General features: G+C 70.1%; 9 protein-coding genes and 1 tRNA gene. 7 read left to right on the plus strand and 3 right to left on the minus strand.

Annotation, left to right across the window (positions count from 1 at the left end; all coding sequences use genetic code 11):
- Nucleotides 1-29: 29 nt before the first annotated feature.
- Genes ACZ4U4_RS28580 through ACZ4U4_RS28590 form a run of 3 tightly spaced genes read right to left on the minus strand, consistent with a single transcriptional unit; the run spans nt 30 to nt 5,104 of the window.
- Nucleotides 30-2,180 carry an acetate--CoA ligase family protein gene (locus ACZ4U4_RS28580; protein ID WP_467880089.1) on the minus strand — a complete coding sequence of 717 codons (2,151 nt, stop codon included), beginning with the start codon at nt 2,178-2,180 and terminating at the stop codon, nt 30-32.
- Nucleotides 2,180-3,409, minus strand: coding sequence for a formyl-CoA transferase (gene frc, locus ACZ4U4_RS28585; RefSeq protein WP_467880092.1), 1,230 nt, complete (start codon nt 3,407-3,409; stop codon nt 2,180-2,182). The genes ACZ4U4_RS28580 and frc overlap by 1 nt, the downstream gene beginning before the upstream one ends.
- Before the next feature lie 12 nt (nt 3,410-3,421).
- The gene (locus ACZ4U4_RS28590; RefSeq protein WP_467880095.1) at nt 3,422-5,104 is read right to left on the minus strand and encodes a thiamine pyrophosphate-binding protein; all 1,683 of its coding nucleotides are present in this window, start codon (nt 5,102-5,104) and stop codon (nt 3,422-3,424) included.
- Between the two features lie 396 nt (nt 5,105-5,500).
- Here ACZ4U4_RS28590 and ACZ4U4_RS28595 point away from each other — a divergent pair.
- From ACZ4U4_RS28595 to ACZ4U4_RS28625, 7 genes are all read left to right on the plus strand, one after another.
- Nucleotides 5,501-5,588 (plus strand) — tRNA-Leu (locus ACZ4U4_RS28595).
- 476 nt (nt 5,589-6,064) lie between these two features.
- Complete coding sequence (locus ACZ4U4_RS28600) at nt 6,065-7,360, plus strand: hypothetical protein (protein WP_467880097.1); 1,296 nt, start codon at nt 6,065-6,067, stop codon at nt 7,358-7,360.
- A gap of 226 nt (nt 7,361-7,586) precedes the next feature.
- The gene (locus ACZ4U4_RS28605) at nt 7,587-8,513 is read left to right on the plus strand and encodes a hypothetical protein (RefSeq protein WP_467880099.1); all 927 of its coding nucleotides are present in this window, start codon (nt 7,587-7,589) and stop codon (nt 8,511-8,513) included.
- 43 nt (nt 8,514-8,556) lie between these two features.
- A complete protein-coding gene (locus ACZ4U4_RS28610; RefSeq protein ID WP_467880102.1) occupies nt 8,557-8,928 on the plus strand; it encodes a hypothetical protein in 372 nt (123 codons plus the stop codon).
- A 54-nt stretch (nt 8,929-8,982) separates the two neighbouring features.
- Nucleotides 8,983-10,416: a hypothetical protein gene (locus ACZ4U4_RS28615; protein WP_467880105.1), complete on the plus strand. Its 1,434-nt coding sequence runs from the start codon at nt 8,983-8,985 to the stop codon at nt 10,414-10,416.
- 3 nt (nt 10,417-10,419) lie between these two features.
- A complete protein-coding gene (locus ACZ4U4_RS28620; protein ID WP_467880108.1) occupies nt 10,420-11,448 on the plus strand; it encodes a polyprenyl synthetase family protein in 1,029 nt (342 codons plus the stop codon).
- A 55-nt stretch (nt 11,449-11,503) separates the two neighbouring features.
- On the plus strand, nt 11,504-13,261 hold the full coding sequence (locus tag ACZ4U4_RS28625; RefSeq protein ID WP_467880110.1) for a hypothetical protein: 1,758 nt from the start codon (nt 11,504-11,506) through the stop codon (nt 13,259-13,261).

The following is a 13,261-nucleotide window of genomic DNA, read 5'->3' on the forward strand; positions in this document are numbered from 1 at the left end:
CCGCACTCCGCACGTCCCCGTGCCCGGTCTCACGGCAGCTTCCCCGCGGCCCGCGCCCAGCGGTACTTCGCCCCGAGCACCGCCACCGGCTTCTCCGTCGTGTACGGATACGCCACCACGCCCCGCTCGAAGAGGTACGCACACGCCTCCTCGACCTCGGTGTCCCCGGCCAGCGACGCCACCACCGGCTTCTCGATCCCGCGTTCGCGGAACTCCGCGACCAGCCGCGCCGTCAGCTCCGCGAAGACCATCGGCGGGGTGACGAGGGTGTGCCAGTAGCCGAGCACCAGCGCATGGATCCGGGGATCCTCCAGGCCCAGCCGGATCGTCGCCTCGTACGTCGAGGGCGGCTCCCCGCCCGTGATGTCCACCGGGTTCCCGGCCGCACCGAACGGCGGGATGAACCGCCGGAACGCCGCGTCGAGATCGGCGGGGATGTCCATCAGCCGCAGCCCGTTGTCGACGATCGCGTCCGACAGCAGCACACCCGAGCCGCCCGCACCGGTGATCACCACGACGTTGTCCCCGGCGGGCGCCGGCAGCACCGGCAGCGCCCGCGCGTACTCCAGCATCTCCGCAAGACCCGGCGCCCGGATCACCCCCGCCTGCCGCAGGATGTCGTCGTAGACCGCGTCGTCCCCGGCCAGCGCCCCGGTGTGGGAGCCGGCGGCCCGCGCGCCCGCGCCGGTCCGCCCCGCCTTCAGCACCACCACCGGCTTGTGCGGCACCGTCGCCCGCGCCGCCGCCACGAACGCCCGGCCGTCCTTGAGGTCCTCCAGATGCATCGCCACACAGTCGGTGCGCTCGTCCTCGGCGAAGTAGGTGAGCAGATCGTCCTCGTCGACGTCCGCCTTGTTGCCGAGCCCGACGATCGCCGAGACACCCGTACCGGTGGCCCGCGCGAAGCCCAGGATCGCCATCCCGATCCCGCCGGACTGCGAGGTCAGCGCCGTCCCGCCGCGCACGTCGTACGGCGTGCAGAAGGTGGCGCAGAGGTCCTGCCAGGTGGAGTAGTAGCCGTAGATGTTCGGCCCCAGCAGCCGGATGCCGTACTCCTCACCGATCGCCACCAGCCGCTCCTGGAGGGCGTGTTCACCGGTCTCGGCGAAGCCGGAGGGGATCAGCACGGCGTTCGGGATGCCCTTGCGCCCGGCCTCCTCCAGCGCCGCGGGCACCAGCGGCGCCGGAATGGCGAACACCGCCACATCGACCTCACCGGGCACCTCCGCCACCGAGCGGTACGCCTTACGGCCCAGGATGTCGTCGGACTTCGGGTTCACCGGATGGATCTCGCCGGGGAAACCGCCGTCGACGAGATTGCGCATCACCGAATTCCCGATCTTGCCGGACTCCGCCGACGCCCCGATCACCGCGACCGACCGCGGCCGCATCAACCGCCGCATCGCGGTCAGGATCTCCTCCCGCGAACGCCGCCGCCGCTCGACCGGCGCGCCCTGCGCCAGCAGGATCCGCACATCCGCGGCGCGCACCCCGTCCGCCGACGCGAACACCGGGTTGAGGTCGATCTCCGCGATCTCCGGGAAGTCCGCGGCCAGTTCGGACGTCCGCACGATCAACTCGGTCAGCGCCCCGCGGTCCACCGGCGGCGCGCCCCGCACCCCGCGCAGCACCTCGGCCGCCCGGATCGAGTCCAGCATCGACGCGGCGTCCGCCTCGCCCGCGGGCGCCAGCCGGAAGGTGACATCGCCCAGCGCCTCCACCAGCACCCCGCCGAGCCCGAACGCCACCACCTTCCCGAACGTCGGGTCCGTCACCGCCCCGACGATCACCTCCTGACCGCCGGAGACCATCTCCTGGACCAGCACCCCGTCGATCCGCGCCCCGGGGGAGTGCGCCCGCGCGCTCCGCACGATGTCGCAGAAGGCGGTGCGCACCTCGGCGGCGGACGCCAGCGCGGTCCGCACCCCGCCCGCCTCCGTCTTGTGCACGATGTCCGGCGACACGATCTTCAGCGCCACCGGGAACCCGATCCGGTCGGCCAGTGCCACCGCGTCGTCCACGGTCTCCGCCAGCCCCTCCGCCGGCGTCGCGATGCCGTACGCCTCGGCCACCCGCCGGCCCTCGGGCGCGGTCAGCGCCGTACGCCCCTCGGCCCGCGCCGCCTCAAGAACCGCCCGCACCGCGCGGGCGCGCCCCGCCTCGTTCCCGTGCTCCGCCATCAGATCACTCCGTTCGCTTCGAGCAGCCGCAGTTCCTCGTCGGCGAGGCCCAACTCGCCGCCGTACACCTCCTGGTTGTGCTCGCCCAGCAGCGGCGAACGGTCGACGTCGACGGGGGAGTCGGACAGCTTCAGCGGTGAGCCGACGGTGGTGAACGCCCCGCGCTCGGGGTGGTCGACGGTCACCACCATCCCGTCGGCGACCAGCGACGCGTCCTCGATCAGCTCCTTCGTCGACAGCACCGGACCGCACGGGATGTTGTGGGCGTTGAGCCGCTCCAGCACCTCCCACTTGGGCAGCGTGGCGCTCCACTCCTCGATCAGCTGGAACATCTTCGCCAGCTTCGGCAGCCGCGCCTCCGGCGTCGCCCACTCCGGATCGTCCGCCAGCTCCGGGCGTCCGATCAGCTCGGTCAGCGGCCGCCAGCCGACCGGCTGCACGATCACGTACACGTAGTCGTTCGGCCCGCCGGGCGCGCACCGCACCGCCCAGCCGGGCTGCCCGCCGCCGCTGGCGTTGCCGCTGCGCGGCACCTCCTCGCCGAAGCTCTCGTTCGGGTACTCGGCCAGCGCCCCGTGCGCCAGCCGCTGCTGGTCGCGGAGCTTGACCCGGCACAGATTCAGCACCGCATGCTGCATCGCGACATTCACCCGCTGGCCGCGGCCGGTCCGTTCGCGCTGGTAGAGCGCGGCGAGGATGCCGGCGACGCAGTGCACCCCGGTCCCCGAGTCACCGATCTGCGCACCGGTCGCCAGCGGCGGCCCGTCCTCGAACCCGGTCGTCGCCATCGCCCCGCCCATCGCCTGGGCCACCACCTCGTACGCCTTGAACGCGGTGTACGGGCCGTCGCCGAAGCCCTTGATGGAGGCGTAGATCAGCCGCGGGTTGATCTCCTGGATGCGCTCCCAGGGGAAGCCCATCCGGTCCACGGCGCCGGGGCCGAAGTTCTCCACCAGGACGTCGCTGCGGGCGATCAGCTCGGTGAGCAGCTCCTTGCCGCGCGGGCTCTTGGTGTTGAGGGTGATGCTCCGCTTGTTGCAGTTGAGCATCGTGAAGTAGAGGGAGTCGGCGTCCGGCACATCGCGCAGCTGCCGCCGCGTGATGTCCCCGGTGGTCGCCTCCAGCTTGACCACGTCCGCACCGAGCCAGGCCAGCAACTGCGTGGCGGAGGGCCCGGACTGCACATGCGTCATGTCGAGGACGCGGACGCCCTCAAGTGCCTTGGTCACGACGGGTTCACCTCACTTGTACATCGTCTGGTTCATCGTTCCGGGGGCGTACGCGTCCGGGTCCACCCACACATTGATCAGCGACGGCTTCCCGCTCTCCCGCGCCCGCTCCAGCGCCGGCCGGATCTGCGCCGGATCGCGCACCTCCTCGCCGTGCCCGCCGAGCATCCGAGCGAACTGGTCGTACGGCACATCGCCCAGGGTGTTGCCGACCCGCTCCCGCGCGTCGCCGTACTTGGCGCGCTGCCCGTAACGGATCTGGTTCATCGAGGAGTTGTTGCCGACGATCCCGACGAACGGCAGGTCGAAGCGGACCAGCGTCTCGAAGTCCCACCCGGTCAGCGAGAACGCGCCGTCCCCGAAGAGCGCCACGACCTCCTTCTCCGGCCGCGCCTGCTTCGCCGCCATCACGAACGGCACCCCGACGCCGAGCGTCCCCAGCGGCCCCGGGTCCATCCAGTGCCCCGGCGCCTTCGGCTGCACCACCTGCCCGGAGAAGGTGACGATGTCGCCGCCGTCCCCGATGTAGACCGAGTCCTCGGTGAGAAAGTCGTTGATCTCGCTGACCAGCCGGTACGGGTGGATCGGGTGCGCGTCCGAGCGCAGCTGCGGCAGCCGCTTCTCCAGCGCCGCCCGCTCCACGCCCCGCAGCTCCTCCAGCCACTCCTTGCGCTGCACGGAGCCGCCCGCCGGCTGCCCGGACGCGGCCTCGGCGACGGCGCCGAGCACCAGCCCCGCATCGCCCACGATCCCCAGATCCACATCGCGGTTCTTGCCGACGGTGCGGTAGTCCAGATCGATCTGGACGACGGTGGCGTCCGGCGACAGCCGCTTGCCGTACCCCATCCGGAAGTCGAACGGGGTCCCGACGATGACGATCACATCGGCCCGGGAGAAGGCGTGCCGCCGCGAGAGCTGGAAGTGGTGCGGGTCCCCGGGCGGCAGCGTCCCGCGCCCGGCACCGTTCATGTACGCGGGGATGTTCAGCTCCCGCACCAGCGAGGTGGCCGCGTCGGTGGCGCGCGTCGTCCAGACCTGGCTGCCCAGCAGGATCGCCGGCCGCTCGGCCCGCACCAGCAGATCGGCGAGCTTCTGTACGTCGTCCGGGTCACCCGGCGACCGCGTCGAGGCCCGGTAGTGCCCGGCCTGCGGCACCCGCGCCTGCTCCCGGGGCACCTTGGCGTCGAGCACGTCCCGGGGGATCTCCAGGAACGACGGCCCGGGCGCGCCGTGGTAGCACTCACGGAACGCCATCGAGACCATGTCGGCGGCGCGCGCGGTGTCCGGCACGGTCGCCGCGAACTTGGTGATCGGCGCCATCATGTCGACATGCGGCAGGTCCTGGAGCGACCCCATCTTGTGCTGGGTGCTCGCCCCCTGCCCGCCGATCAGCAGCATCGGCGACTCCGCCCGGAAGGCGTTGGCGACCCCGGTGACCGCATCGGTCGTCCCGGGTCCCGCGGTGACCACCGCACACCCCGGCTTTCCGGTGATCCGTGCGTACCCGTCGGCGGCGTGCGCGGCGACCTGCTCATGCCGTACGTCGATGACGTCGATGCCCTCGTCGACGCAGCCGTCGTAGATGTCGATGATGTGCCCACCGCAGAGGGTGTAGACGACGTCCACACCCTCCGCCTTGAGCGCCTTCGCAACCAGGTGCCCGCCGGAGATGAGGTCCTGTGCGTCCTCGGGCATGGGGCATCGCTTCCCTTCGTGGGACCGCCCGCGGACGACCCCTGACGTGGTCGGATGTGGATTGCATACAGTCGACGAATACTGTATGAACCCGTTATCCCGCATCGCCCGCCCGCTGTCCAGGGGGAGGAGGGGGGTGATCGAGCCAAGGATTGGTCATGCACGGACCGCACTCACGGAAAGTCCACGGTCAGGGCCGCCGACCGGGCTTCGAGGGGACATGGGACGCCTGGGGCCCCTGATTCACGCGGGGTGGCCGGCCCGCCGCGAACGCTTTGCCCCTTATCGGTAACCGTGTGCCGATCTGTCCAGCAGATACGCAGGTGAAAGGCACTCCGAAACCTTGGTATTGTTGTCCATGTCGCCGCGGGGAACACCCCGCGAAGACCACACCTGGTCCGGGTGGCGGAATGGCAGACGCGCTAGCTTGAGGTGCTAGTGCCCTTTATCGGGCGTGGGGGTTCAAGTCCCCCCTCGGACACCAGCGAAAGACCCCAGTTGATCTGGGGTCTTTCTGGTTTTCCGGGCTGTGCTGTGACCAGCCGTGTCCACGGATCGCCGGGGGCGATGCCGACCGCTCCGGAGCGTGGGCGGAACCGCGCCGCGGTGGTGCAGACGGATGCTTACCGCCCGGTCCCCAGGCAGGCTACGGGGTGCGCTGGTTGACTCATCCGGCCGCCTGCTTCGGATCGCGCCAAACATGCGGCCCGGCGAGGGCTGCGGGCCGTGTGGAAAGCGGAGGTCAACACGCACCGGCCAGACGCAATCCGAAGTAACGAGGCATCGGAGGCGTGTCGGAAATTCTCCTGCGGCCTTGAACGGGCCGCAAGCACCCCACCATTATTGGTGCCGTCGCCCATGTCACGTCTTCGTACCCGGATTCGCTTTGCCGAAGCTGCGTCCGGGCTCTTCGGTATGGGTCGGCCTGACCGCTGGTTAAGAACTGCAAGAGGGGCATGCGTGAATTGCGACCTCATGGTGGGGGCGAATGTCGACGTCGTGAACGCGACGTCCAAGGAGGTCTATAAACAGCTCTATCCGCGGTACTTCACCGGCTCGGAGCCCCTCGATGTGGAAGGCGTCACGTTCACCGTTTCCTGGGACATCAAGGAAGCCCTGATCTTCGACCCCGCCCCGCCTCCCTCGCTCTCCGAGTCCGCCTTGCGCGCTCACCTCACCGAGGGGGCGGCCGCGGGCCGGATGGCCGGGCGTGAGCTCGCCGAGCACGTCACCGCCCTGCGCGACTCGCTGAACGGGAGCACCTTCCAGGTGCGGCTCAACAAGGTGCACATCAAGGTCGATTCGGGGAACGGGAACCCCGTGGAGGAGGACATCGCGGTCACCGTCGACGTCCAGGCCGCAACGTCCGGCACGGGCATGTTCAGCCTCAACCCCCTCAAGGCCACCGCTGATGCGCCAAGCAAGGTCGACAAGGTCTTCCTGGACAAGGTGGTGCTCCCCAACGTCCTCGACCAGTCGCGGAAGGTCCTGTCGGGCATCACTCTGCCCGCACCGCAGATCCCGGGCCTGGCGCTGTCGACGCCGGTCCCCGTCATCCAGCCGCAGCAGGCGCTGGCCGCCTTCAACCTGGCCGAGCACGGCACGCCGCAGCCCCCGTTCCCCGACAGCCGGCCGCAGCGTCCCTTCTTCGCCCTCCTTGGGCGGGGCGCGGTCGAGCGCATCGCGCAGCTGGCGACCGCCTACCTGGAGGGCAAGGCATTCCGCGCAGGTGACAGCAAGGACTTCCTGGGCAGCAGCGCGTACTACAAGGCCGATGTCACCATCCACCATGTGCGGTGCCAGGTCGTGTGGGACGACGTGCCGACCGTGCGCGTCCACACCGCCGTCTCCGGCAGCGGAAGCGCTGGCATCAACTGGCTCTTGGGCGGGTCGACGGACGCGTTCTTCGACCTCTTCCTGGAGCCCGATCCGACGGTCACGCTCACCCTGGCCATGTCGGGGACGACCCTCAAGGCCACGGCCGTCGACGTGACCTCCTTCGGCTTGAAGCTCGTACCCACCCGCGGCGACATCGTGAGCATGATCGTCTCGTGGGTGGTCGACGCCCTGTCGTCGACGTTCGGCGGCATCGTCGGGAGCGCGCTGCGCGGCGTCGAGTTCCCGGTGGGCGACTTCCCGGCCATCCCCATCGACGTGGATCCCGTCCACCTCGACGCCACGCCGACGGGGCTGACCCTGGCACGCGTCGGTGACGCGCTCGCGCTCCAGGGGGACGTGACGGTCACCCAGCGGTAGGGACTTCGGAGCCCCCATGCCGGGCCCGGGCCTCCTCCCCGCCGGCGGGGACGGTACCGGATGGATTTCGGCACTTTCCACCGCACCACCTGGGCGGCTTTGCGCTATGGAATCGACGCGCGCGGAAATACGGGAATGGCTTGTGCGTTCGCAGAGAAAACCAGCCTCGGATAATGGCTGGGAACAGATTGTTTCACCCTCCGAACAGCCCCTTGAATCGGCTGCCGTGACCGAAAAGCCATATGACCTCGCACTTGGAATCCACGCCGACGCACTCAACTCGGGAATCACCTCCCTGCACAGTCGGCACCGTGCGGTGTTCCGGGGGAACTACGGCCCCGAGGCCATCGACGGCATCACTTACACCTTTTCCTGGGACTTCCTGGAGCCGCCCGAACTCGCTCTGGAGAAACCGGACGCCGGTCTCTGGGTCGAGATGATCAAGGCGCAGGGCATCACGGACCTCCCCGACTCGGGCGTCCTGCAGATCCACGCACCGCAGTTACAAGTGGGCGGCACCACCGCCGGTGTTCCTCTCCCGCAGGGGGTGGGCGAGGTCAAGGTCGCCGTCCAGGTCAAGGTCGACGGGGGCGCCCTCACCGTCGTGCCGCTCGGTGTGTGGCTGTCCGAGATTCCGGACACGTACACGAGGATCATGGTCGAGAAGGTCGTCGTGCCGAACGTCCTCGACCAGGCGAAGAATCTGGTGCACGGGGTGAAGATCCCCGTCCAGGACCTCTTCGGCCGGCAGGTGACCCTCGCCCCCGTCCTGTGGGACGTCACCGGGACGCACCTGGTCCTCACGGCGACCGCCGGAACCGATCGGACACCCGCCGCCGGTACGGCTACCGACTGGCCGTCGGACAAGCAGGTCTTCCTCCTCGTCGGCCGGGACATGCTGGCCCGCCTCGTCCAGGGAGCACTGGACCAGTGGCACGGCACGCAGTTGGCCGACGACGACAGGACCCTGACCGGAGTCGCCTCGGTCTGGTGGAAAGCGACGTTCCGCAAGGTCGACAACGTGACGGTCGACGAGAACGACCCGACCACCCTCTCCGCCAACTTCGACCTCCCGTGGTCGGTCGGCGTGGACCTGTTCCCCATCGCCCCCGGCAAGGGATGCGCGCTGTTCAAGGCCTCCCAGGAGTCCTGAGCCCCTCTTTCTCGTCGTTCCCTCACCCCAGGAGGCCCGCACTGTGAATGCGCTGATCGACTTCGAGGTCATCCTCGACCCGCAGGAACCCCATGTCACCTTCAAGGCGACAGACCTGACGGACACGGCTCTCTCCGCGACGCTGGAGACGATCGTCCTGAAGTCCGTCACCCTCAAACCCGTGTCCGATGCCGCCAAGCTGGCCGCCGTGCCCGCCAATCTCCTGGCCCTCGCCGCGCCGGCGGTCGTCAAGGACGTGCTGGAGGGCAAGAAGACCGTCGACATCCCGCTCGGTAAGCCGCTGGGCACCGACATCGCCCTCAACGACCAGACCGTGTCCGTGAAGCTGACGGCGCCGGAACTGGGCTCCCACGACGGAATGCTCATGGTCAGCGGCACGTTCGCCGTCTCCTGAACCGTCCCCGCGCCGCTCCTTCCCCCTGTCCGACCGACCACTTCAGGAGACCTGTTGAACACGCCCCAGCCCCCGCAGTCCGGCGATGCCCGGCCCGGCCCCGAGGCCGAGATGCTCCACCTCGCCGACACCCCCGGCTACCCCTTGGCCCGCAGTGTGGAGATGCCCGGCACCCTCGACTACCCCACCGGCTCGCTGAGCTTCCGCCTCGGTGCGCTCCAGCTACGCGCCGAGGGACAGTCCGAGGCACTCGCCGAGGAGATCCGCAGCAGCACCCGCCACACCGTCCACCGCATCCCGGCCCTCGTCCTCACCGGCCGCTACGCCCTTGACACCCGGCCCGACGAGATCAGGGAGATCGACACCGCCGGCAACCTCCGGGCGCTTTCCGAAGAGGCGCGGCAGCCCACCCTGCCGGCCGGGGCCCGCGCCGTCGCACCCCACCACCCGGATGAAGAGACCGTCCGCCGGTGGACCGCCCGCGCCGATGCTCACCGCACCAAGCTGATGAAGACCGAGAACGGCCGTCAAGCCCTCATCCACTACGGCACGCACAACGAGAGCTACTACGACATCTTCAACGGCAGCTCCGCGGTGTCCTCCACCCTCCGCAAGAAGTGGGCCGAAAAGGGCATCACCCAGCGCATGGCGGAACACACCTACGGCACCACCGATCCGGACGACGCCCCCGGCGCCCGGCTGTCCGGCGGTGACGCGCAGCCGGTCAACCGCTGGGAGGACCCGCAAGAGCACGTCCAGTACAACGCGCACGCATGGCAGCAGCGGACCACGGTGCAGACCGCGCTCACCACCGAGGCCGCCCGGATCCAGCAGAAGGATCCCGACAGGGCCCAGCGTCTCCGGGAGGCGGCCACGGCCGCCGAGGGTTTCTCCAAGTCGGTCCAGGACACCGGCAACGACGGCCGGCGGACCACCCTCATGACGCAGGACGACGTCTACACGACCATCGACCAGCACTCCGGGGAAATGCCGGCGGTCTCCCCGGAGGAAATGGCCCGCTACAACGGACTCGCCGCTTTCGCCGACGGGGAAGTACAAGAGCTCCCGGCGGCGGACCAGGAGACCCGGCCGGAGGAGGCGGAGGACTGGATCACACTGTCCGGCGAGGAACACACCCTCGTCCAGGAGTTCGGCGCCGCCGCCTACCACGACGAGGCGATGCAGGGGCCGCAGGCGACCGACACCCTGTACACGGGCGCGTGCACGGCACGCCTGGAGGACGTCCGCATCACCACCCGTCTCGCGCCGGACGGCACACCGGCGGACGTGACGGTGGAACTGCCCGACCTCGCGCTGAGCATCGACGACGAGGAGTGGCGAGGAACGGCCGCCGACGTGGCCCGCGAACGCCTCGCGGCCATGCGGTTCGTGCACACGCTGCTGCAGGACGCCGTTGCCGAGACCGTCCGCCACGCCGCCTTCACCGGCATCACCGGCTACACCCACCCGCAGGACGGACGGTCCTGACCCGTGCTCATCCTCGACACGACCGCCCCCGCCGAAGACGTCCTCGGCGGGGTGTGGACCCACCTGCTCACTGACGACGTACCGCGCTTCGAGTCGTTCCTCGAACAGGCGCTCGCCCCGCAGCAGGAGTACCTCACCGACGACGAACGAGCCCTGTACCGGCACGGCAAACGGCTCCGCCCGGCCGTCCTGCTGCTGGCCGCCCGCATGGTGCACGGCCCCGGACCGCTCCCGGACAAGGTGCTCCAGGGCGCCGTCTCGCTGGAGATGCTGCACGTGGCGACGCTGATCCACGACGACATCGTGGACGGCGCCGCCCTGCGCCGCGGCCTGCCCTCGGTCAACTCCGCACGCGGCACCGAGACCGCTGTACTCGTCGGCGACCTGCAGTTCGTCCAAGCCATCCGCGGCTTCGTGCGGGCCATCGACCGGGACAGCGACATGGGCCTGATCGAGCTGGTCCTCGACACCGCCTTCCAGATCGGCTGTGGCGAACTCGACGAGCTGCGTACGGACCTCGCCCAGGACCCGGAGCTGCTGGCCACGACGTACTGGCGCACCGCGGACCGCAAGACCGCCGCCCTGTTCGGCCTCGCGGCCGAGGCCGGGGTGACGCTGGCCGACGGGCACAGCGGCGACGCCCGCCGGGCCGGGTTCTACGGTCGTCGGCTGGGCCGCGCCCTGCAGGTCATGGACGACCTGTTCGACCTCGCCCAGGACGAGGCGGGCTCCGGCAAGCCACGCGGCATGGACCTGCTGCGCCGCCGCGCCTCCCTGCCGCTGATCTACGCCATGCAGGAGTGGGGTCCGGAGCACGCGGTCAGCCGCATCATGCGCGGCGAGCCCACCGGCGCCGAGGCCCTGGAGAGGACGCTCGCCGAGGTCCGCAGCGGCCGCGGCTTCTCGCGCGCGTACGCCGATGCCCGCGCCCAGGCGCTGGAAGCCGTCGAGCTGCTGCGCCCGTTCCCGGCCGGACGGTACCGCTATGCGCTGGAGGACCTGGCCCTGCACGTCGTGGACCGCGGGGCCTGACCGCGGCCCGGCAGCCCGCCCCGACCGACCACCCCTGGAATCCGAGGAGATCCCTGTGGCCAGTGAGCTGATGAACTTCCTCTACGCCACCATGTACAAGCGCGTCAACGACCCGGACAGCCCGTACTGGCTGCCCACCGCCCTCAAGGACATCCGCGCCGCCGACGGCCACACGCTGCATCCGCTGAACGTCGACACCTGGGACCTCGGGGAGCTCGCCGGCGCCGAGGGCAAGGCGATCGGGAGCAACATCGCCGCCCAGTGGTGGATGCGCGTGGGACTCGCGTGGGAAGAAGCGAGGGATCGCGGTGTGTCCGGCCTTCCGGACACCCTCGACCCCTTCACCAGTCAGCAGGACGCCGAGCGCCCCTACCCCTCGCTGTCCCTGACCTCCGTCACGGTCGACGGGCTGGCGAACGCCTCGGTCGGTGAACTGCAGCACCTCACGCCCACCGAGAACGGCTACCGGGGCACGATCCGGGTCGCCATCGCAGCGCACGACACGCACGGGTGGCAGAAGCAGCTCACCATCAAGGGCACGTACAGCCTGGTGCAGCACGTGGTGGTGATCGACGACCTCGGGGACGGCAGTGGGGGAGACGGCCTGAAGCCGCCGACGAAGGTCGTGGCCAAGGGGATGGAGGGGGTGGAGTGGCCGCGTCAGGAGATCGAGGGCCATGGACAGTTCGCCGCCACGGCCCGGGACCTCGCCTTCGACGTCGTGCTGTGTGCCGAGGCCACGGGCACGGGGGCGGACCGCACCCCGCGGCTGACCATCGAGTCGATCACCGTCGCGTCGCAGCCGGCGTTCCACCTCGACGAGCAGTCTCTGACCGTCGAGGGCAGCACGATCGATGCAGCCACCCTCGACGGCTGGAAGCAAGCGGCGGCCGACGCCTTCAACTCCCCCGACGCCGGTCAGGCCCTCACCGGGAAGCTCGTCGCCATCCTCGCCGACCCCTCCTTCCGCGACCAGTTCTCCTCCACGGTCACCACCCAGCTGGTCAAGGCGGTGGACGGGATGCTCGGCGCGGTCCCGACGGGCAGCCTGCCCTCGGACGACAGCGGCTTCCCGCCGGGGTACGGGCCGCTGGAGGTCTACCTCTTCGACCGGCTGCGGGCGTCTGTGAACGACACCGGCTCCGGCTTCTACCCGCCGTCCGTCGTGCTCGGGGTGACCGACCCCACGGTGGAGCCGTACCGCCTCGAAGACATCGACCTCGGCACGTCCAAGGTCGGCGTCGCGACCGCCGGCCTCAGCTTCAAGGGAGGCTCGATCAAGGGCATCTCCAACGTCCTGATTCCGGCGAAGGACGCCGCCCTGACGGACGGGGGCATCGGGGTGACCCTGAGGTTCGGCCAACTCCCGGGCGACGCCAGGGTTCCCGGGCCTCCGCTCACCCTCACGGGCACGGGCGTCGTGTCCTTCCCCGATGCCGCGGCCGCTCAGGCGGCGGCCCCGGAACGCCCCGCGGCGAGTGACGACGACACGATCGAGGCCGACCTCACCGTCACCGTCAACCAGCCCTCGGCGACGGCCGCCCTGTCCTTCAGCGGCCGCGACGCCGACGAGCTCGCCATCGGCCTTGACGCGCTCACCCTCGCCATCGCCACGAAGGACCTGCAGGTCACGGTCAGGCTCAAGGAGCCCAGCCCCTTCGAGCGGATCATCCAGCAGGTGCTGAACAAGGACGAGGTCAAGCAGAAGATCATCGACGGTGTGCAGAGCACGGCCGACGCCCACCGGACCGACATCGCCAAGGCGCTCACCGACAACGCCCGCGCGGTCATCCGCGCCAAGACCGAAGGCTGA

This window comes from Streptomyces sp. NPDC029159 (genome assembly GCF_055564055.1).